We start from the raw sequence: 21,213 nt of genomic DNA, 5'->3' as shown, positions 1-21,213 counted from the left end.
GGTGCCGATGCTGGAGCGTTTGCTGGCCGACGAATCGGAGACGGCGCGGCTGGGCGAGGATCTTGCCATAGCCCTGCGCCCCGGTGACGTGCTTGCCCTCAAGGGCGATCTCGGCGCCGGCAAGTCGACCCTGGCGCGTGCCCTGATCAGGGCACTGGCCGATGATGCCGGCCTTGACGTGCCGAGCCCGACCTTCACCCTGGTCCAGGGCTATGACACCCGTATTCCCGTCCATCATTTCGACCTCTATCGCCTTTCCTCGGCCGCCGAGCTTGACGAGTTGGGCTTTGACGATGCGCTGTCGCAAGGTGCCGTCCTGGTCGAATGGCCGGAACGGGCGGAGGCCTATTTGCCCGGGACGACAATCCTGATCGAACTCGACCATGATGGCGCCGGCCGTCTCGCGCGGCTCTCGGGGTCTGGCCCGGCCTTCGAACGCATCGCGCGGTCCCTCGCCATGCGTGACTTTCTCGTTCGGGCGGGTTGGGGCGGGGCGCAACGACGCCACTTCGTCGGCGACGCTTCGGCCCGCTCCTATGAAGTCGTTTCACTGGGCGATTTCGCGCCGCGCGTGCTGATGAATTCGCCAAGGCTGGTGCTTGGGCCGCCCGTTCGGGACGGCAAGCCCTATGCTGAGATCGCACACACCGCGCAGTCCGTCTCGGCCTTCGTCGCCATCGACCGGGCTCTGGAAGCGGGCGGCGTCAGCGTGCCCCGGATCTATGCCGAGGATCAGGATCAGGGATTTCTCCTGCTCGATCATCTCGGTTCCGAGGGATTTCTGGGCGAGCAGGGCCAGCCAGTGGCCGAGCGCTACGCCGCCGCGGCCGAACTTCTGGCCATGATGCATGGGAAGCAATGGCCGGAACGGATGACAGCAGGGCAGGGCACGTTCCATTACGTCCCGCCCTTCGACCGCGCCGCGATGATGATCGAAGCCGATCTCCTGGTGGACTGGTATGTGCCGGCAATATCGGGCAGTCCGGCCGGCGATGCCCTTCGCGCCGGCTACCAACGTGAATGGAATATAGTCCTCGATCGCCTGACTGGCAGCGAATACACGCTGATGCTGCGCGATTTCCACTCGCCCAACATCATCTGGCGCGGGGACCGTTGCGGCCATGACCGGCTGGGCATCGTCGATTTTCAGGACGCGCTGATCGGCCCGTCGGCCTATGACCTCGCCTCGCTCGCCATGGATGCCCGTGTGACGATCTCCGCCGACATCGAGAAGGGCACCGTCGACGCCTATGTCGCCGCGCGCCACGCGGCCGGTGCTTTTGAGGAAGCAGGCTTCCTGGAGGCCTACGCGATCATGGCGGCGCAGCGCAATTCCAAGATCCTCGGCATTTTCGTCCGTCTCGAAAAGCGCGACGGCAAACCCTATTATCTGAAACACCTGCCGCGCATCCGCGACTATCTGCGGCGGGCGCTGGCGCATCCGGCTCTGGCTGGGCTGCGGGATTTCTACAGCGAGCACGGTCTGCTGGAGGAGCGAGCGCTGTGACTGCAGGACCAGACACCGCGATTGTGCTCGCCGCCGGACTGGGCAAGCGCATGCGGCCGATCACCGACACCATTCCGAAGCCCCTGGTCAGGATAGCCGGCAAGACCTTGCTCGACTGGGGTCTCGACAGCCTGGCCGCGGCCGGCATTGGCAAGGCGGTGGTCAACGTCCATTATTTCCCCGAGCAGATCGTTGCCCATGTCGCGGCGCGCCGAGTGCCGAAGATCATCATTTCCGACGAGAGCGAGCGGCTTCTCGATTCCGCCGGCGGTATCGTCAAGGCATTGCCGGAGCTGGGCGAGAAGCCCTTCTATATCCTCAATGCCGACACGTTCTGGATCGACCAGGGACCGCTCAACCTCCAGCGGCTCGCCCTTGCGTGGGACGCGGCGAAAATGGATATTCTGCTGATGCTGGCGGATCTCCATCAGGCAACCGGACACTGCGGCAGCACCGATTTCCTGGTGGCGCCGGATGGCGCCTTGCGGCGTTCGAAGGGGGATCCGGCGGGGCTGATTTATGCCGGGGCGGCGATCGTCCATCCGCGCATGTTCAAGCACGCACCCGTCGGCCCACATTCGCTGAACGCGTATTTCGACACCGCCATCGCCGCCGGCCGCCTGTTCGGCATGCCGATGCAGGGCCACTGGATCACCGTCGGCACGCCCGATGCCATTCCGCTCGCGGAAGCGGCGGTCGCCGGCGCCCTAGACGAGTCACGATGAGCGGCTCAAGCCGCGTTTTCTCGATCCCGCCCGGAGCGCCGTTTCTGCCGACGCTTGCCGAGGCGCTGCTTGGCGGCCGCCTTGTTCCCGGCTTTAGCTTCGACGGCGACCCGCTCGCTCTGGCCGACGTCACCATCTATGTGCCGACGCGCCGTGCCGCACGCGCGCTGCGTGGCGTTTTCGTCGACCTTCTTGGCGGCCGCTCGGCCATCCTGCCGGTCATTCGCCCCCTCGGCGAGTTCGATGAGGACGAGGCTGCCTTCGAGGCCGAGGCGTCCGCGGCGATCGACATCGCCCCGCCGATCGCCTCCCTCGAACGGCTGTTGCTGCTCGCGCCGCTGGTCCGCGCCTGGAAGCGCCGTCTGCCGGCGCATGTCGCTGCCCTGTTCAACGAGGAAGTCGTCGTGCCAGCCTCCTCCGCCGACGCGATCTGGCTGGCGCGCGACCTCGCCGGTTTGATGGACGAGATCGAAACGGAAGGCGCGGATTGGACCAAACTCGGCGATCTGGCGACCGGCAATCTTGCAGGATGGTGGCAGGTGACGCTCGATTTCCTGAGCATCGTCACCGACGCCTGGCCGAAGTTCCTGGCCGAGAGCGATCGTTCCAACCCGGCTGCCCACCGCAGCGCCTTGATCGAGCACGAATCGGCGCGGCTGAAACGCAATCCGCCCGCCGGTCCCGTCATTGCCGCGGGCTCCACCGGCTCGATCCCCGCCACCGCGGAACTGCTTTCCGTCATCGCCCGCCTGCCCAGCGGAGCCATCGTGTTGCCTGGCCTCGACCGCAAGCTGGATGAGCCGTCCTACCAAGCTATTGCCGCGCCCGGCGCGCGCCCGGCACTGCTTGGCCACCCGCAATACGGCCTGGCCAGACTGATCGGCAAGATCGGCGTGCTGCGCGACGACGTCGACGAGATAGGTGTCGTGCCAAGGCAGCTGGTAGTGCGCGCCGAAGTGGTCGGCGAGGCCTTGCGGCCGGCCGAGACCACTGAGTTATGGGCCGACACGCGCGCCGGCTTCGAAGCCGGTGACATTGCCGAGGCGTTCACCGACGTGACGCTGCTGGAGGCCGCCTCCGAGCGCGATGAAGCCGTGGCGATTGCAATTGCGCTCAGACGCGCGGTCGAACAGCCCGGCCAGAGTGCCGCGCTGGTTACCGGCGACCGTGCGCTGGCGCGGCGGGTCTCGTCCGAGCTCCTGCGCTTTGGCGTGGTCGCCGATGATTCGGGCGGCGCGCCGCTCGCCAACACGCCCGCCGCCAGCCTGCTCAGGCTGGCGCTTCAGGCGGTGTTCCGGCCCGGCGATCCCGTCGGCCTGCTGTCGCTGCTGAAACACCCCCTGCTTGGTCTCGGGCTTGAACGAACGACAGTCCGCCAGGCCGCCGGGATCATCGAACTGGTGGCGTTGCGCGGCGGTACCGGTCGTCCCGACATCGCATCGCTGCCGGACCTGTTCGAGGCCCGGCTCACGGGTCTTGCCGGCGAAACCCGGCAACCATTCTGGTTCTCCCGGCTGACGGTTGGGGGCATCGAGCAGGCGCGCGACCTGCACAATCGCCTTGCCGAGGCACTGGCGCCGCTGGCCGCCTTGCGCGGCCTGCCGGATGCCGATCTTGCCACTTTGGTCCGCACCAGCGTCACGGCGCTCGAAAGCCTGGGCCGGGTGGCGGACGGCAGCCTGAGCGAGCTCTATGCGGGTGACGCCGGCGAAAAGCTGGCCGACCTGCTGCGGGGGCTGATCGCGGTGTCGACACCGTTTTCCTTCGCGGCCGACGAATGGCCGGATGTGATGGATGCCTTGATCGCGCCGGAAACGGTCAAGCCGGCGCAAGGCACCGACCGCAACATCGCCATCTGGGGTGCGCTTGAAGCCCGTCTGCAGAATGTCGACACGCTGATCATCGGAGGCCTCAACGAAGGTGTCTGGCCGCGCAAGCCGGAAGGCGATCGCTTCATGTCGCGGCTGATGAAAACCGGCATCGATCTTGAGCCGCCGGAACGGCGCATCGGCCTTGCCGCGCACGATTTCCAGATGGCCATGGGAGCGAAGAAGGTCGTTCTGTCGCGCTCGGCCCGTTCGGGCGACGCACCGGCGGTGCCGTCGCGCTGGCTGCAGCGCATCCTCACCTTCATAGGCAGGGATCACGCGGCGGTGCTGCGTCGGCGCGGCGACGAATTGCTGGCCTGGGCGCGCACGCTCGATGGCGGCGAGAAGCAGGATTTCGCGCCGCGCCCACAGCCGAAGCCGCCGCTGGCGGTGCGGCCACGGCATTTCTCGGTCACCGAGATTGAGACGCTGCGCCGCGACCCGTACGCTGTCTATGCGCGCCGGATACTGCGCCTGATGCCGCTCGATCCGGTTATCGGTGATCCCGGCGCCGCCGAGCGCGGCACGCTGTTTCATGCTATTTTGCACCTGTTCTCGGCGAGAGTGGCCGACCCGCGTGCGTCCGACGCGCTGGACGGACTCCTCGCCGCCGGCCGTGCCTGCTTTGCCGAGGCGGCACTTCCCGCCGATGTCGAAGCCGTGTGGTGGCCGCGTTTCGAGAAACTCGCCGACAGCATCATCGAATGGGAGCGTACCCGTGCCGTAGCGGTGATACGACGGCATGCCGAGGAGCGTGCCGAGAAGACCGGTGTCGGCCGGTCCGGCGTGACACTGTCCGGCTATGCCGATCGTGTCGACCTCCTGGCAGGCGGCATGGCTGATATTCTCGACTACAAGACCGGCTCCTCGCCGTCCAAGGCGCAGGCGCATACGCTGCTGGCGCCGCAACTGGCGCTTGAAGGCGCGCTGCTGAGGCGTGGCGCCTTCAAGGGGCTCGGCGCGCGCGAGCCATCGGAACTGGCTTTCGTCCGGCTCAAGCCGAATGGCGAGGTCTTCGAGGAATCGATCCTCGACTACAACCGCAAGCCGCGCACCGCCGCCGATCTCGCCGAAGATGCCTGGGCGCGGCTGGAACAGCTGTTGATCCACTATCGGGATCCGGAAACCGGCTATCTGTCGCGAGCGCTGCCGTTCCGCGAAGGCGAGACCGATGGCGATTACGACCATCTCGCCCGCGTGCTGGAATGGTCGGCGGGCGGCGATGCCGGTGACGAGGGAGGGGAGGCGTGAAGAAGGCCTACCCCATTCCAACCGACACGGTGGCCAGCCAGGCGAGCGCGGCCGATCCCGACAATTCCGCCTGGGTGTCGGCCAATGCCGGTTCCGGCAAGACGCACGTTCTGGCGCAACGCGTCATCCGGCTTTTGCTGCGCGGCACCGATCCGTCGAAGATCCTCTGCCTCACCTACACCCGCGCCGCCGCCGCCAACATGTCGAATCGCGTCTTCTCGACCCTGTCGGAATGGACGACGCTTGGCGATAACGAGCTTGCGACGAAGGTTGAGGCACTCGAAGGGCGGCGGCCCGATCGCGATACCATGCGCCGCGCGCGCCGCCTGTTCGCCGAGGCGCTGGAAACGCCGGGCGGGCTGAAGATCCAGACCATCCACGCCTTTTGCGAATCGGTGCTGCACCAGTTCCCGCTCGAGGCCAACATCGCCGCGCATTTCGAAATGCTCGACAGCCAGATGGAGGCGTCGCTCTTCGCGGCCGCCCGCCGCGAGATGATCTCGGGCACCACGGCTGGCGATGTGGCGCTCGCCGAGGCCTTCGCCACGGTCCTGGAGCGTGGCGGCGAAGCCGGGCTCGACGCATTGCTGGCGGAGATCGTGCGCAAGCGCGATGGCTTGCGCGGCTTCATCGACATGGCAGGGCACGGCGGCAACGACTTTCAGGCCCTGTTCGACGAGTTCGATTTCCGCGCCGGCGTGACCGCACCGGACATAGCCGCTTCGATCTGGCCGCTGCCCGGCTTCCCGCGGGATTATTTTGCCGGCTTCGCCCAGGCGGCGGAAGCAGCCGATGCACGCATCGTGCTGAACAACATCTTGCCCTATGCGCGGCTGGCTTTCGCCGAAAGCGATCCGGTGCGCCGCCTGCACTTGCTGTCCAGGGCGTTCCTCAAGGCCGATGGCGATGCCTACGATCCGGCAAAGGCCTTCAAGAAGGCCCTCGTGGACCGACTTCCGGACCTGCCGGAACGCTATCTTTCGGCAACCACGGCAATCGTGGAAACAGTCGATCGGCTGGCACTGTTCCGGATGCTGGAAGGCACGCGCGCCGCGCTGACCATCGCCGACTGGCTGATCGCCCGCTACGAGCAACTGAAGCGCGGGCGCGGCTTTCTCGACTTCAACGATCTCATCACCCGCACGGTCAACCTGCTGGCGCGGCCGGACGCTGGCCCTTGGGTGCAATACAAGCTTGACCAGGGCATCGACCACATCCTGCTCGACGAGGCGCAGGACACCAGTCCCGACCAGTGGGAAGTTGTGAAGCGGCTGGCCGAAGAGTTCTTCGCCGGCCAGGGCGCACGCGATCATGTTCACCGCACGGTCTTTGCCGTCGGCGACGAAAAGCAGTCGATCTATTCCTTCCAGGGCGCGGCGCCCGATTCCTTTGCCGACAGCAGGCTTCTGTTTGCCGGACGCGTGCGCGAAGCCAATGCCTCCTTTGCCGATCTCAAGCTGACCTGGTCGTTTCGCTCGACCTATGATGTCCTGGCCGCGGTCGACCGCGTTTTCGCCGAGCCGGGGGTGCGGCGCGGCATCAGTCATGATCCCGATCCGCTCGACCACAAGGCGATCCGCAACGATGCGCCGGGCTATGTCGAGGTCTGGCCGTCGGTCGGCGCCGATGTCGTCGACGAGCCCGATGACTGGACGCAGGCTATCGACCATGCCCATGCACCGGCGGTTCGTGTTGCCGAACACGTCGCCGCGACCATTGCCGGCTGGATCGGCTCCGGTGAGGTCATCGAGGGCCGTGGCAAGACGCTTCGCCCCGGCGATGTGCTGGTGCTGGTGCGCAAGCGCGACCGCTTCGTCCACGCGCTGACGCGGGCGCTGAAGCGCCGCGATATCCCCGTGGCCGGCGCCGATCGGTTGAGCCTGCCCGGCCATATCGCCGTGAAGGATCTGATCGCCCTCGGCCATTTCCTGATCCAGCCGCAGGACGACCTGTCGCTCGCGGCCGTGCTGCGCAGCCCGATCTTCGATGTTTCCGAAGAAGTGCTGTTCAGGCTTGCCGGCGAGCGGTCGCCGGGTCTTTCGCTCATCGCCTCGTTGCGTGCGCATGTGGATGCGGACGAGCATCTGGCCAAGGTCGTAAGCCAGCTCGACACCTGGATTGGCGAGGCCGCCTTCAAGCCGGTGTTCGAATTCTATGCCGGCACGCTTGCCCGCGACGGGCTTCGCAAGAAGATGATCGCGCGGCTGGGGCCGGAAGCGGGCGATATCCTGGACGAATTCCTGAGCTTCTGTCTGGCCGAGGAACGAACCGGCCTGCCCGGACTGGAATCTTTCCTGGCCACGCTGGAGAATGCCGGCCCCGAGATCAAGCGCGAGATGGACCAGACCCGCGACGAGGTCAGGGTGATGACCGTGCATGCCGCCAAGGGCCTGGAGGCACCGGTGGTGTTTCTGGTCGATGGCGGTTCAGCCCCGTTCAGTGACCAGCATCTGCCGCGGCTGATGCCCTTCGAAGTCTCCGGGGGATACTGGAGCGGCAAGGGCTATCTCTGGCGTTCGGCCAGCGACGTCGCCAATGGTTTCTCGAAGGCCGCCGCCGCTCGTGCCCGCGAACTGGCCGATGATGAGTATCGCCGGCTGCTCTATGTGGGCATGACCCGCGCCGAGGACCGATTGATCGTCTGCGGCTATCACGGCAAGCGCGCGCCGAACGCCGGCACCTGGCATTCGATCGTCAGCCGCGCGCTGGTCGGCGCCCCTGAAAGCGAACAGCGGGGTCATCCCGCCAATGGCGAACCCGTGCACCGGTTTCGTGTGACGAAATTGCCGCCGGTTGCGCTGGCATCCGGCGGGGAAACCCGGCAAGCCGATGATTTCGCACCATTGCCGGCATCGCTGTTTCGGCCTTTGCCGCCCTACGAAGACCTGCCGAGACCGCTGTCGCCGTCCGGCGCGTCGGCCCTCATCGAGGAGGAGAAACAGGGCGAAATCGATACCAGCTCCCCGGTGCTGGACATCGAGGCTGAGCCAGGCTTTGCCGTGATGAGGGGGCTGGCGCTCCACAAATTGCTGCAGATGCTGCCCGGAATAGCTGAGAGCGAACGCCGGGGCGCCGCGGAACGCTATCTTGCCCGCGCCGGCGCGCAGTGGACGGATATTCAGCGGGAAAAGGCTTTGGCCTCGGTGGAGGCGATCCTCACCGACAGCCGCTTCCTGCAGCTGTTCGCGCCAGCGTCGCGCGCCGAAGTGTCCATCATGGGCAGCCTCGAGGTGAAGGGCAGGAAACGGTCGATATCCGGCAAGATCGACCGGCTGGCTGTGACGCCGGACAAGGTTTCGATCGTCGACTACAAGACCAACCGGCCAGCGCCGGTCACATTGGACGAAGTCCCTCCGGCTTATGTCCTCCAGTTGGCGCTCTATCGGGCATTGCTCCAGCCACTTTACCCGGGTCGGGAGGTCTCGGCGGCGTTGCTGTTCACCGAAGCACCACGGCTGATCGAATTGCCCACGGCTGCAATGGACGATGCCCTTGCTCGACTCACAGGAGCGTGACACAACACCTGCTTGAAGAAGGGCTGGATCACCACCACATTTGGTGGGACAAAAACTCTCGAAAGGATTTCCGTATGGCCACCGTCAAGGTCGACAAGAGCAATTTCCAGGCCGATGTGCTTAACGCCAGCGTACCGGTCGTGGTTGACTTCTGGGCGGAATGGTGCGGTCCTTGCAAGCAGATCGCCCCTTCTCTGGAAGAGATCGCCAACGAACTCGGCAGCAAGGTGAAGATCGCCAAGCTGAACATCGACGAGAATCCCGAACTCGCGGCCGAATTCGGCGTGCGCTCGATTCCGACGCTGATGATCTTCAAGGGTGGCGAAAGGGCCGATATCAAGGTCGGCGCGGCGCCGAAGACAGCGCTGTCGCACTGGATCAACGGCAACCTCTGATCGCCTGAAAATTCGGATTGAAAAAGCTCGGCCTCGCGCCGAGCTTTTTGTTGGCGTCACCTACAGCGCCGCTGTAGCAATTGGATTTGGCGCATGAGCCTTCAGAAAATCGATCCGTTTTCTGGGTCATGCGCTGGGCCGCTCTGGCCCTCACGTCAGGCCACTCCATGTCATCTGTTGGCAGCAGAAGCAGGGAGAAACGATATGACCGGATCCGCCAAGGCCACCGTCTTCATCGACAATGAGCGCGTCATCGTCACCGAATACCGCTTCGCTCCGGGCGACAACACCGGCTGGCACCGCCATGGCCACGACTATGTCGTCGTGCCGCTGATGGACGGCAAGGTGAAGCTGTTGACCAAGGACGGCGAGTCCTTCGCCGAGATGAAGAAGGGCGCGCCCTATTTCCGCAAGGAAGGCGTCGAACATGACGTCATTAGCGCCAATGAGGGCGAATATGCGTTTATCGAGATCGAGCTGAAGTAGCGCTGCTCAGACGATCTCAAGTCGGTGGCGTGCCGTTCTCGGCCAGGACCGCGCCGACGAAATAGAGCGATCCGCCGATCAGGATACGCGGCGGTGGCCCATCCCAGGTGTCGCGCAGCAGCATCAATGCGTTGGCGACTGAACTGACTGGCTCGGCCGTCAGCCCGGCCTCCGTGGCGCGGATAGCCAATTCGTCATTCGGCACACCGGCCTCGCTCATGCTCACCGGCACCGTATAGACATGACGTGCCAGGCCCTTGAAGGCACGGAAATACCCAGTCTGGTCCTTGGTGTTGATCATCCCAGAGATGAGGAATAGCGGACGCGGGTTCTTTTCTTCCTGCTCGGCCAGCGCCTCGGCGATCACCACTCCGGCGCCCGGATTGTGGCCGCCGTCGAGCCAGATGTCTGCGCCCTTCGGCGCCAGTTCGACCAGCCGGCCTTGCACCAGTTTCTGCATCCGGCCGGGCCATGCGACATTGGTCATCGCCTTTTCGGCCGCGCGATGACTGATCTCAAACCCTGCCGCTTTGACCGCCGCGATAGCCGCCGCCGCGTTGGCGAACTGGTGGCGCCCCGGCAGGCGTGGTGGGGGAAGATCCATCAATCCGTCCTCGTCCTGATAGACCATGCGGCCGTTCTCTTCATAGGCGAGGAAATCCTGGCCGTAGACGAAGCTGGGGCATTCCAGACGCTCGGCGGTTTCGATAATCGCCTGCAGCGCCGGTTCGCTTTCCTGCGCGCCGATGACCACCGGACAGCCGCGCTTGATGATCCCAGCCTTTTCGACAGCGATCAGTTCGACACGGTCGCCGAGATAGGCCTCGTGATCGAGCGACACCGGCATGATCACCGAAACAGCCGGCTCCTTGATGACATTGGTGGCGTCGAGGCGGCCGCCGAGGCCGACCTCGATGATGGCAGCATCGGCCTGGTGCTCGGAAAACAGCAGGAAAGTGACAGCGGTGAGAATCTCAAAGACGGTGATCTTCTCACCTTCATTGGCCCTGGCGACACGGGCTATGGCATCGGCGAAAACCCTGTCCTCTACCAGCCTGCCGCCACCATCGGCGGCCAGACGGTAACGCTCGTGCCAGTGGACCAGATGCGGCGACGTGTGGACGTGGACGCGGTAGCCGGCGGATTCCAGCAATGCGCGCGAAAAGGCGGCGCAGGAGCCCTTGCCGTTGGTTCCCGCGATATGGATCACCGGCGGCAGCCGGTCCTGCGGATTGCCGAGCCGCTCCAGCAGCCGCGTGATGCGGTCAAGCGAAAGATCGAAGCCTTTCGGGTGAAGCGCCATCAGGGCTTCGATTTCGCGGTCCGCGGCGAGCGTCGTCATGACATAATCCTTGCAAGGCCCGGAAACCAGAATCGGCTTCGCAAAAGACCAAGGCAACCAAAAGCTACAGCGCCACGGCTCCGGTGCAATCTCGGTTCGCGGCGTTTCGTGTCGCGTCAGGCTTGCGGGCGTGCCTCGGCCGGGATCACCGAAGGCGGCAGTATTTCCGGCTCCGGCGCCTTTTGCGCTTCGGGCATCTTGAGCAGCATCTTCAGCAGCCGCGCGATCGTGGCGCGCATCTCCAGCCGTGACACGACCATGTCGACCATGCCGTGCTCCATCAGGTACTCGGAGCGCTGGAAGCCGTCCGGCAGTTTTTCGCGGATGGTCTGTTCGATCACACGGGGGCCGGCAAAGCCGATGAGCGCGCCGGGTTCGGCGATGTGCACGTCGCCCAGCATCGCGTAGGAAGCGGTGACGCCGCCCGTGGTCGGATTGGTCAGCACCACAATGTAGGGAAGGCCGGCTTCCTTCAGCCGGTCGACGCCGACCGTGGTTCTCGGCAACTGCATGAGGGAGAGAATGCCTTCCTGCATGCGCGCGCCACCCGAGGCCGCGAACAGGATCATCGGCCGCTTGCGCTGCAAGGCCACTTCGAAACCATGGACGATGGCGTCACCGGCGGCCATGCCGAGCGAGCCGCCCATGAACGCGAAATCCTGCACCGTCACCACCACCGGCAGGCCCTCGATTGTGCCCAGCGCATTGATGATCGCGTCTTCCAGGCCAGTCTTGGCCTTGGCGTCCTTCAGGCGGTCGACATAGCGTTTCTCGTCGCGGAACTTCAGCGGATCCTGCATGACCTTGGGGTTTTCCAGGGTCTCGTACTTGCCGTCATCGAAGAAGAATCTCAGCCGCTCCTTGGCCGAGATCTTCATGTGATGGCCGGAGGACGGGATGACGAACTGGTTCGACTCCAGATCCTTGTGGAAGACCATCTCGCCGGTCTCCGGATCCTTGATCCAGAGATTCTCGGGCATGTCGGTACGCCGGCCGAGCATCGAATTGATCCTCGGGCGAACGTAGTTGGTGATCCAGTTCATCGCTTCGGCTCCTGTCCTGACGAAGAGTTAGTGCGTGTCGCCCGGAAATAAGAACCGGTTTTGGGCGACATGCACCGACTTGATCTAGGAAGATTATTCGGCGGCAGCAAGGCGGGCCGAGCGCACGCCTTGCGCAAGCCCGCTGACCAGCGTCGCCACGGCCTCGGCCGGATCGGCCGTCTTCTCGCCATTGGGGCCCAGCACATTGGCGACCGCATTGATGATCGCCGTGCCGACGACCACTCCGTCCGCGTTGGCGCCGATGGTGCGCGCCTGCTCGGCGGTCTTCACGCCGAAGCCGACGCAGACCGGCAGGTCGGTGTGGCCCTTGATGCGCCTGACCGCTGTCGCCACCTTGCCGGTATCGGCCAGCGCCGACCCGGTGATGCCTGTCATCGACACATAGTAGACGAAGCCCGACGTGTTCTGCAGCACTTTGGGCAAGCGCTCGTCATCGGTCGTCGGCGTTGCCAGGCGGATGAAGTTGATGCCTGCCTTGAGGGCGGGAATACACAGTTCCTCGTCCATTTCCGGCGGCAGGTCGACGACGATCAGGCCATCGACGCCGCTGGCCAGCGCGTCCTTCAGGAAACGCTCGACGCCATAGACATAGATCGGGTTGTAGTAGCCCATCAGCACGATCGGCGTTTCATTGTCGCCGGTCCGGAATTCCGAGGCCATTTTCAGCGTCTTGGCCAGCGTCTGGCCGGCCTTCAGCGCCCGCAACCCAGCCGCCTGGATCGCCGGTCCGTCGGCCATCGGGTCGGAGAAGGGCATACCGAGTTCGATGACGTCGCTTCCGGCGCGCGGCAACGCCTTCATGATCGACAGCGAGGTGTCGTAGTCGGGATCGCCGCCCATGAAGTAGGTGACGAGCGCTGGCCGGCCCTCTGCCTTGAGTTTCGCCATGCGGCGGTCGATGCGGGTGGTCATCCTAAAGCTCCATGCCCAGAATCTTGCCCACCGTGAAGATGTCCTTGTCGCCGCGGCCACACAAATTCATCACGATGATCTGGTCCTTGCCCATCTTCGGCGCGCGCTTGATCACCTCGGCCAGCGCGTGCGCCGGCTCCAGCGCCGGAATGATGCCTTCCAGCCGGGTCAGGAGTTGGAAAGCCTCGAGAGCCTCCGAATCCATGATCGGCACATATTCGACCCGGTTTGCCTCCTTGAGCCAGGAATGCTCGGGACCGATGCCGGGATAGTCGAGACCCGCGGAGATGGAATGGCCTTCCATGATCTGGCCGTCCGTGGTCTGCAGCAGGTAGGTGCGGTTGCCGTGCAGCACGCCCGGCGAGCCGGCGGTCAGCGACGCGCAATGCTCCTCGCCGTCGAGGCCCTTGCCGCCGGCCTCGACGCCGACGATCTTGACGTCCTTGTCGTCCAGGAAAGGATGGAAAAGGCCGATGGCATTCGAGCCGCCGCCCACCGCCGCGACCAGCAGGTCGGGCAGCCGGCCTTCGGCTTCCAGCATCTGTTCCTTGGTTTCGCGGCCGATGACGGACTGCAGGTCCCGCACGATCTCGGGATAGGGATGCGGGCCGGCGGCGGTGCCGATCATGTAGTAGGTGTCGTCGACATTCGTCACCCAGTCGCGCAGCGCCTCGTTCATGGCGTCCTTCAGCGTGCCGTGCCCCGAGGTCACCGGCACCACTTCAGCGCCGAGCAGCTTCATGCGGAATACGTTGGGCGCCTGGCGCTGGACGTCGGTCGCGCCCATGTAGACGACGCAGGGCAGGCCGAAGCGCGCGGCGACCGTGGCCGACGCGACGCCATGCTGCCCCGCGCCCGTCTCGGCGATGATGCGCGTCTTGCCCATGCGCTTGGCCAGCAGGATCTGCCCCAGGCAATTGTTGATCTTGTGCGAGCCGGTATGGTTGAGCTCGTCTCGCTTGAAATAGATCTTGGCCCCGCCAAGGTGCTCGGTCAGCCTCTCGGCGAAATAGAGCGGGCTCGGACGGCCCGTATAATGTTTGTTGAGATGCTCGACCTCGGCCTTGAACGCCGGGTCGGTCTTGGCGAACGTCCAGTGTTTTTCCAGGTCGAGGATCAGCGGCATCAGCGTCTCGGCGACGAAACGGCCGCCGAACATGCCGAACATGCCCTGCTCGTCGGGCCCGGTGCGGAAGGAATTTGGTGTCGCCGGCTTGTTCATCGCCGATCTCCTACGTCCTGATGTGCAACATGCCCTTGTCGGAAGCACGGTTCCCGGTCTGCCGGGACATGTTCTGGTTCGATCCGTCAGGCAGCGCGATTGTCGGTCGCAGCCCTGACGGCCCGGAAGAATTGTTCGATCAGCGCCGGATCCTTGACGCCCGGCGCACTCTCCACGCCCGAGGAAACGTCAATTCCGGGCGGGTTTGCTAGCCGAAGGGCATCGCCGATATTGGCGGCGTTGAGCCCACCGGAAAGCATGTAATCGACGCCAGCGTCAAGGGCGGTGAGAAGACGCCAGTCGAAAGAGACGCCGTTGCCGCCGGGCAGTTCGGAGCCTTTCGGCGGCTTGGCATCGAAGAGGAAGCTGTCGGCGATGCCGGCAAAGGGCCTTATCCGCTCCAGATCGGCGGCTTCGCTGACCGACAGCGCCTTGATCACCGGCAGGCCGTAGCGCGTCTTCACTTCGGCCACCCGTGCCGGGCTTTCCGAGCCGTGAAGCTGCAGCATGTCGGGTTGCATCTTTTCGACGATCCCGTCCAGGAACGCATCGCCGGCGTCCACCGTGACGGCGACCGCCCTGGTCCGTCCGCTCGCCGCCTTGCGCAGGCGCCCGGCGTCCGATGGTTCGATGAAACGCGGGCTCTTGGCGAAGAAAATAAACCCGACATGGCTGGCCCCGCCTGCCAGTGCCGCGGCCATTGCCGTGTCGGTCTTCAACCCGCAAATCTTGATGTCGAGCGCCATGGCGCGGGAATTGGCACGAAACGGCAAAAGAGTCGAGAAAAAGCGCATGTTTGCCGCAACGGCACAAAGCGCTACCTTCCCAACAGAAGAGGACAAGACGGGAGCACGAGAACCATGGCCGATACAACCGCCGTCGAACTCAGGCAGAAGATCGCGCAGGCGCACGAGGTCATCGCCCATCTGATGGAAAAGGCCGCGTTCAACGGCGCCGAGGCGCATCGCGCGCTCGACTATTTCGGCGGCGATGCCTTCGACAGCAATTTCCTGCCCTGGCCGCACCATCCCGACGAGGGCTTGCGTCCTGAGGACTTGAACGCGGCGAATGATGACTGATTGGATGCCGCCTTGCGCGGGCCCGCGGGATCACTCGAACACGATTGCCTGCAGCGCGGCGCCATTGCGTTTCAGCCACGCCTTGCAGCGCTCGGTGTCAGGGCAAAGCTCTTCGCAAAGAGCCCAGAAGTCCGGACCGTGATTCATCTCCTTGAGATGCGCCACCTCATGCGCGACGAGGTAGTTTATCACCGGCGCCGGCGCCATCATGATGCGCCAGGAAAACGACAGGCTGCCGTCGGAGGTGCAAGAGCCCCAGCGGCTTGACGTGTCCTTGAAGCGGACCGCCTTGGCCCGCTTGCCCAGCGTCCCGGTGTGTTTCAGCACCAGCGCCTCGATCTCGCGCTTGGCTTCGCGCTTGAGAAAATCGGCGATGCGGCGCGGCAGATGGATGCGGTCGCCATGCACGACCAGCGTCGGCCCAGCGCCGCCGTTCTCGACCGAGACCGTGCCGCGCTTGCCCGGTTCATGGACGATGAGATGCGGCACGCCGCGCAGGGGTATCTTGATGCCGGGCCGAACCTGCGGTCGGTCTGGCACCTTGGCCAGCCGTTGTTCCAGCCAGCCCTGATGCCGATGCAGGAATTTTTCCACCTCGCCCCGGCGCAGGCCGGGCGGAACGGTGATGCGCAGGCCCCGGCCGCCGGAATCGATGCGCAGGGTGAGCCGCCGCGCGCGGTCGTTTTCGACGATCTTGAGCGGCAGCGAGCGGCCCGCGACGACATGCTCGCGCTCCTCGACCGGCGCGGGCTTGGGCTTGGTCAGATTGCGGAAGAAGCCGAAGGACATTGGCGCAACGTTACGCGATTCGAGGAAACGAGTAGAACAAAAAAGAAACGGCGCCGCTTTCGCGACGCCGCCATTTGTACGGTGGCCGGTCGCTGGTCTCAGTCGTCGAGCAGGCCCGAGCCCTTGCCGCCACGCTTGTTAGTCGTCGTGTCCGTCGTCGTGGGAGCCGTCGACTTGTTGCGGGCCGCCATGAAGCGGTCGAACTCGTCCTGGTCCTTGGCGCGGCGCAATTCGCGAGCGTAGTCATCGAACTGGGTCAGCATATCGTCGAGCTTGCGGCGCTCTTCGTTGAGCCGTTCGAGTTCCTTTTCGCGCCAGTCATCGAACGCGACGTTGCCGGTGCGAGCGGCACCATGACCCCAGCGCGCGGCCTTGTCGGACCCGCGGCGGCAGCCGGCAAAGATGCCGTCCGTTGCCCGGTTGACGTCGCGCTTGAAGCCATCGAGCCGGTCGCCCCAGATAATATAGGCAAGCATGGCGAAGCCGAGCGGCCAGAACACCATGAAGCCGATGACCATCAACGCGATGGTCGCCGGCGTCCAGGCCGGACGGATCAGTGCGGATGTGTTCATTTTCTCCGATTCCTTCGGTTGGAGACAGCCATCTGGCTGCGTGGAATCGAAATGGGATCGGAAAAACGGCGATTCAAGACAGGTCCGGCCAAAACCGGACAAGGCTCTGAAATGATTATCGCTTTTTGAGTATATCGAGGAAAAGCAATGCCAATCCGGCAACCAGGCCCCAGAATGCGGCGCCGACGCCGAACAGTGTCAGCCCCGATGCGGTGACGACAAAGGTGACGGTGGCGGCCATGCGTTCGCCCTCGTCCTTCAGCGCGATCGACAGCGCGTTGGCGAGCGACGCCATCAGTGCCAGGCCGGCCACCAGCACGATCAGGCTCTGCGGCAGGACGGCGAAGATCGCCACCAGGGAAGCGCCGAAAATAGCGAAGATGAGATAGGCGAGCGCGTAGAAAGGGCCGGTCTTCCAGCGTTCACCAAGGTCGGGATGGACATCCGGCCCGGTGCAGATCGCCGCCGAAATCGCCGCCAGATTTGTCGTCGCGGCGCCGAAAGGCGCCGAGAGCAGCGAAAACAGCCCGGTAATGCCGATCAGCGGGCCGGGTTCGGGGTCGTAGCCGGCGGCACGCAGCACCGCGAGGCCCGACAGGTTCTGCGACGCCATGGTGACGAGATAGAGCGGCACCGCCAGGCCGATGACCGCCTTGACGGTGAAGTCGGGCGCGATCAGCGTCAATGTCGAAAGCTCTGGCGTCGGCAGGCCGCCGACACGGCCGGTCAGGAAGGCGGCAAGCCCGCCGCCCACCAGAACCGCCAGCACCGACAGTGCTGGATTGAACAGGCGGATGATGAAGAAAGCCGCGATCAGCGGCAGGATCAGCCACGGGTCGACGGGAACGGTCTTCACCGCGTTGATGGCGAAGGTGACGACGATGCCGGCCAGCATCCCCGAGGCCACGGAGGGCGGTATTCTGGAGATCAGCTGCGTCAGCGGCCGAAACAGCCCGGTGGCGATCAGCAGGATGGCGGTGACGATGAAGGCGCCGACGGCTTCGCCCATCGAAAAGCCGCTCGACGCCGCGATCAGCGCCAGGCCCGGCGTCGACCAGGCTGTGATAACAGGCATTTTTGTCCGCCATGACAGCCACAGGCTCTCGATCGCCATCGCCAGGCAGATGGCGGTCACCCAGCTCGCTGTTTCGATCTGCGTCGCGCCGACCGCCTTGGCGGCGGCAATGACAATGGCCAGCGTGCCGCCAAAGCCGACGATCGCGGCGACGAAGGCGGATACGGGGATCGAAACGCGCATGTGCTTACCCCGCCTGCTCGGTCTTTGCGCTGCCGGCCATGGCGCCCACCGCGCGAACCAGCATGTCGAGATCCTGCGGCCGCGACAGCCGGTGGTCGCCATCGGGAATGAGCGACAGCGTCACGTCATCCGCGGGCAGCAGGCTGACCAGCTTCAAGGCATGGCTTGCCGGCACGTCGGGATCGGCCAGCCCCTGGAGGATGTGGACGGGGCAATGCGTGTCGATCGGCCCGGTCATTACCCGGTTGTCGCGGCCATCCTCGATCAGCGCACGCGTATAGATATAAGGCTCGGTCGAATATTCAGACGGTTCGCCAAAGAAGCCCTTTTCCGCAAGATCGCGCTTCTGCGCCTCGGTCAGCACCGGTTCGATCAGCTCGGCGGTGAAATCCGGCGCCGGGGCCAGCAGCACAATGCCGGCGACACGGTCGTCGCCTGCCTTGCGCAGTTCCTGCACCATGCGCAACGCGATCCAGGCCCCCATCGAGGAGCCGACGAGGATCTGTTTGCCAGTGGTGAAACGGCGGAAGACCGCGAGGCTTTGCGAAAGCCAGGCCGAGATCGTGCCCTCGGCAAAGGCGCCGCCCGATTCGCCATGGCCGGAATAATCGTGACGCAGGAAGGCGCGGCCCTGCTCCTCGGCCCATTTCGACAGCGTCTCGGCCTTGGTGCCCAGCATGTCCGATTTGTAGCCGCCAAGCCATACGATGCCCGGTTGCGTGCCCGCAGCATGGCGCACGGCGATGCGTGATCCGTCAACGTCGAGAAAAGTCGGGGGTGTCATGGCAAGTTCCTCACGCGGGTCTTTTGGCACAGGCTTGCCCCGGGCGAAAAGCAGCCTTCTTCTTTCTTTGCTTGGTACAGGCTCGCGATCAGGTGATTTCCTGTGAACGCTGTGCTATTGACTCCCCCCGCGCGCTTACCACATTGGCGCGTCAACGCATTTAACCGACGAACCCTGAACGAAACGGCCAAGGAGACCACGACCATTCGCAGACCTTTCAAAGCAGCGGCGCCTACCAAGGATGGCCCGCGCTCCAACCGTGACATCCGGGTCCCCCGGGTCCAGCTTATCGACGCCGAAGGCCAGAACCGCGGCGATGTTTCCATCAACGACGCTTTGCTGCTCGCCGAAGAGGCCGGGCTCGATCTGGTCGAGATATCGCCGAACGCACAGCCGCCGGTCGTCAAGATTCTTGATCTCGGCAAGTTGAAGTACGCCAACCAGAAGAAGGCGGCCGAAGCGCGCAAGAATCAGAAGGTCATCGAGATCAAGGAGATCAAGATGCGCCCGAACATCGACAGCCACGATTACGAGACCAAGATGAAGGCCGTTCGGCGCTTCTTCGAGGAAGGCGACAAGGTCAAGCTGACATTGCGTTTCCGTGGTCGCGAGATGGCGCATATGGAACTTGGCATGCAGCTTCTGAACAAGGTTCGCGAAGAGGTTGCGACAATCGCCAAGGTCGAGGCGGAACCGAAGCTCGAAGGCCGCCAGATGATGATGGTATTGGCGCCGCGCTAAAATCCGCCTGAATCATGCCGCAAGGGCGTCCCGACGATCGGCGGGGCGCCTATTTTCTGGGCCATCGCTGCGATCGACGCAATATTCCTCGACCATCGGAATCGACATGAGCGACAACGAAATCAAGTACGCGCTGGGCAACTACCAGCGGACGCGCAGGATCATGATCGCGGTGCTTGTTGTGGTCCTGTTCGTGGGACTGCTTGTCGGCCAGTCGTATTTTGAGCCCGACACGCCGGTCCATGAGCTGATCGAGACGCTCGGTGTCGTGCTGATCTTCCTCGGTATCATCGGCCGGCTGTGGGCGACACTCTATATTGGCGGGCGCAAATCCGCCGAGGTGGTGTCCGGCGGTCCCTATTCGATCACCCGCAATCCGCTCTATGTGTTTTCGAGCGTTGCCGCATGTGGTGTCGGCGCCCAGATAGGCTCGATCACCGCGACGATCGGCTTTGGCGCGATTTGCGCCGCGGCGTTCCATATCGTCATCCTGCGCGAGGAGAAATTCCTCAAGGAGGCGCTGGGCGCGCCATACCTGGCCTACATGGCGCGGGTGCCGCGCTTCTTCCCCAAGCTCTCGCTCTATGATGAAGGCGACACCGGCAGCTTCAAACCGCGCGTGCTCTTGATCACGCTGATGGACGGCCTTGTCTTCCTCGTGGCGCTACCGGCCTTCGAACTGGTGGACACCGCGCAGCAGGCAGGCATATTGCCGGTGCTGTTCCGCTTCCCCTGACACCCGACTCCGGCGCAGGACCGAATGCCGCGCTCCCGGGAAGTGGCGCGGTGGGTGTTGCGCGCCGGCTCACTTTGACGTATAGGACCGCCGTCTCGCGCGTCCGCCTGAAACACGGTATGTTTTGGCGATCACGATGCGGGGGGCTCAAGACATTAGAGCGACGCAAGGCGTTCTAAGAAAAACCGCCCGGCAGGGCATGCCGTGGCGGTTTGATTTGCTTTTCGGGCTTTGGTCGGCCTGAAGCGAACAAAAGCGCGATAGTGCGCACATGAACGGAGTAGCAAAATGCCCAAGATGAAGACCAAGTCCGCCGCCAAAAAGCGGTTCAAGATCACAGGTACGGGTAAAGTTTTGTCGGCTGCGGCCGGCAAGCGTCACGGCATGATCAAGCGTTCCAACAAGTTCATTCGAAATGCCCGCGGCACGATGGTTCTGGCTGAACCGGATGGCAAGAAGGTCATCAAGAATTTTCTGCCGAACGGCCTTTGAGCATTCGGTCGGAACAGCGTTTTTAAGGAGATCATGACATGGCACGCGTAAAGAGAGGCGTCACCTCGCACGCCAAGCACAAGAAGGTCCTGAAAGCCGCTAAGGGCTTCTACGGCCGCCGCAAGAATACCATCCGCATCGCCAAGCAGGCGGTGGAAAAGTCGCTGCAGTACGCGTATCGCGACCGCAAGAACCGCAAGCGCTCGTTCCGCGCCCTGTGGATCCAGCGCATCAACGCCGCGACGCACGAGCATGGCCTGACCTATGGCCGCTTCATCGATGGCCTCAACAAGGCTGGCATCGAGATCGATCGCAAGATCCTGTCGGACATGGCCATCCACGAGCCGCAGGCTTTCGCTGCCCTGGTCGCCAAGGCCAAGGTCGCGCTCGAATATCTGAAGAACACCACGCCGAACGCTTTTGAAAGCGCTGTCGCCTAAGACCAGCGCTTCCCAAGCATTCGAAATTCTGATTT

At 64.1% G+C, this 21,213-nt stretch carries 20 protein-coding genes; 11 read left to right on the top strand and 9 right to left on the bottom strand.

The features are described 5' to 3' along the window. Positions 1-7: 7 nt before the first annotated feature. From tsaE to ACO07C_RS15390, 6 genes are all read left to right on the top strand, one after another. Positions 8-1,507: a tRNA (adenosine(37)-N6)-threonylcarbamoyltransferase complex ATPase subunit type 1 TsaE gene (gene tsaE, locus ACO07C_RS15415; RefSeq protein WP_421915018.1), complete on the top strand. Its 1,500-nt coding sequence runs from the start codon at positions 8-10 to the stop codon at positions 1,505-1,507. Further along, entirely contained in the window at positions 1,504-2,232 is a 729-nt protein-coding gene (locus tag ACO07C_RS15410) for a nucleotidyltransferase family protein (protein ID WP_421915017.1), read from the top strand. The genes tsaE and ACO07C_RS15410 overlap by 4 nt, the downstream gene beginning before the upstream one ends. Beyond that, positions 2,229-5,351, top strand: a complete 3,123-nt coding sequence (addB, locus tag ACO07C_RS15405; RefSeq protein WP_421915016.1) for a double-strand break repair protein AddB — start codon at positions 2,229-2,231, stop codon at positions 5,349-5,351. The genes ACO07C_RS15410 and addB overlap by 4 nt, the downstream gene beginning before the upstream one ends. Further along, positions 5,348-8,866, top strand: a complete 3,519-nt coding sequence (gene addA, locus ACO07C_RS15400) for a double-strand break repair helicase AddA (RefSeq protein WP_421915015.1) — start codon at positions 5,348-5,350, stop codon at positions 8,864-8,866. Before addB ends, addA begins: the two co-directional genes overlap by 4 nt. Before the next feature lie 74 nt (positions 8,867-8,940). Continuing rightward, entirely contained in the window at positions 8,941-9,261 is a 321-nt protein-coding gene (gene trxA / locus ACO07C_RS15395) for a thioredoxin (protein ID WP_421915014.1), read from the top strand. A gap of 204 nt (positions 9,262-9,465) precedes the next feature. Further along, complete coding sequence (locus tag ACO07C_RS15390) at positions 9,466-9,747, top strand: cupin domain-containing protein (RefSeq protein WP_227343825.1); 282 nt, start codon at positions 9,466-9,468, stop codon at positions 9,745-9,747. A 16-nt stretch (positions 9,748-9,763) separates the two neighbouring features. Here ACO07C_RS15390 and ACO07C_RS15385 read toward each other — a convergent pair whose 3' ends face one another. The 5 genes from ACO07C_RS15385 to ACO07C_RS15365 all read right to left on the bottom strand — a co-directional run bounded on the left by ACO07C_RS15385 (position 9,764) and on the right by ACO07C_RS15365 (position 15,033). Then, the gene (locus ACO07C_RS15385; protein ID WP_421915013.1) at positions 9,764-11,089 is read right to left on the bottom strand and encodes a bifunctional folylpolyglutamate synthase/dihydrofolate synthase; all 1,326 of its coding nucleotides are present in this window, start codon (positions 11,087-11,089) and stop codon (positions 9,764-9,766) included. 116 nt (positions 11,090-11,205) lie between these two features. Further along, entirely contained in the window at positions 11,206-12,132 is a 927-nt protein-coding gene (accD, locus tag ACO07C_RS15380; protein WP_421915012.1) for an acetyl-CoA carboxylase, carboxyltransferase subunit beta, read from the bottom strand. A 93-nt stretch (positions 12,133-12,225) separates the two neighbouring features. Further along, the gene (gene trpA / locus ACO07C_RS15375; protein WP_421915011.1) at positions 12,226-13,065 is read right to left on the bottom strand and encodes a tryptophan synthase subunit alpha; all 840 of its coding nucleotides are present in this window, start codon (positions 13,063-13,065) and stop codon (positions 12,226-12,228) included. A gap of 1 nt (position 13,066) precedes the next feature. After that, the gene (gene trpB, locus ACO07C_RS15370) at positions 13,067-14,287 is read right to left on the bottom strand and encodes a tryptophan synthase subunit beta (protein ID WP_421915010.1); all 1,221 of its coding nucleotides are present in this window, start codon (positions 14,285-14,287) and stop codon (positions 13,067-13,069) included. 86 nt (positions 14,288-14,373) lie between these two features. Next, positions 14,374-15,033: a phosphoribosylanthranilate isomerase gene (locus tag ACO07C_RS15365; RefSeq protein ID WP_421917538.1), complete on the bottom strand. Its 660-nt coding sequence runs from the start codon at positions 15,031-15,033 to the stop codon at positions 14,374-14,376. 114 nt (positions 15,034-15,147) lie between these two features. Between ACO07C_RS15365 and ACO07C_RS15360 the strand changes: the two genes are divergently transcribed. Further along, positions 15,148-15,366, top strand: coding sequence for a hypothetical protein (locus ACO07C_RS15360; protein ID WP_421915009.1), 219 nt, complete (start codon positions 15,148-15,150; stop codon positions 15,364-15,366). A gap of 30 nt (positions 15,367-15,396) precedes the next feature. On the opposite strand, the gene ACO07C_RS15355 is transcribed toward ACO07C_RS15360, so the two are convergent. The 4 genes from ACO07C_RS15355 to ACO07C_RS15340 form a co-directional block, all read right to left on the bottom strand. Next, on the bottom strand, positions 15,397-16,155 hold the full coding sequence (locus tag ACO07C_RS15355) for a M48 family metallopeptidase (protein WP_421915008.1): 759 nt from the start codon (positions 16,153-16,155) through the stop codon (positions 15,397-15,399). A 98-nt stretch (positions 16,156-16,253) separates the two neighbouring features. Further along, positions 16,254-16,727: a DUF2852 domain-containing protein gene (locus ACO07C_RS15350; protein WP_421915007.1), complete on the bottom strand. Its 474-nt coding sequence runs from the start codon at positions 16,725-16,727 to the stop codon at positions 16,254-16,256. Positions 16,728-16,842: 115 nt separating this feature from the next. Beyond that, positions 16,843-17,985, bottom strand: coding sequence for a benzoate/H(+) symporter BenE family transporter (locus ACO07C_RS15345; protein WP_421915006.1), 1,143 nt, complete (start codon positions 17,983-17,985; stop codon positions 16,843-16,845). A 4-nt stretch (positions 17,986-17,989) separates the two neighbouring features. Further along, complete coding sequence (locus ACO07C_RS15340) at positions 17,990-18,769, bottom strand: alpha/beta hydrolase (protein ID WP_421915004.1); 780 nt, start codon at positions 18,767-18,769, stop codon at positions 17,990-17,992. A gap of 204 nt (positions 18,770-18,973) precedes the next feature. Here ACO07C_RS15340 and infC point away from each other — a divergent pair, with 204 nt between their 5' ends. The 4 genes from infC to rplT all read left to right on the top strand — a co-directional run bounded on the left by infC (position 18,974) and on the right by rplT (position 21,178). Beyond that, entirely contained in the window at positions 18,974-19,510 is a 537-nt protein-coding gene (gene infC, locus ACO07C_RS15335; protein ID WP_140491142.1) for a translation initiation factor IF-3, read from the top strand. 106 nt (positions 19,511-19,616) lie between these two features. Continuing rightward, positions 19,617-20,246, top strand: a complete 630-nt coding sequence (locus tag ACO07C_RS15330; protein ID WP_421915003.1) for a methyltransferase family protein — start codon at positions 19,617-19,619, stop codon at positions 20,244-20,246. A 288-nt stretch (positions 20,247-20,534) separates the two neighbouring features. After that, positions 20,535-20,738: a 50S ribosomal protein L35 gene (rpmI, locus tag ACO07C_RS15325; protein WP_006201248.1), complete on the top strand. Its 204-nt coding sequence runs from the start codon at positions 20,535-20,537 to the stop codon at positions 20,736-20,738. A 38-nt stretch (positions 20,739-20,776) separates the two neighbouring features. Next, positions 20,777-21,178 carry a 50S ribosomal protein L20 gene (gene rplT, locus ACO07C_RS15320; RefSeq protein ID WP_006201247.1) on the top strand — a complete coding sequence of 134 codons (402 nt, stop codon included), beginning with the start codon at positions 20,777-20,779 and terminating at the stop codon, positions 21,176-21,178. Positions 21,179-21,213 lie beyond the last annotated feature (35 nt).

This window comes from Mesorhizobium sp. (assembly GCF_965229135.1).
In the GTDB taxonomy this organism is placed as follows: Bacteria; Pseudomonadota; Alphaproteobacteria; order Rhizobiales; family Rhizobiaceae; genus Mesorhizobium.
This window is presented reverse-complemented; position numbering and strand designations above follow the sequence as displayed.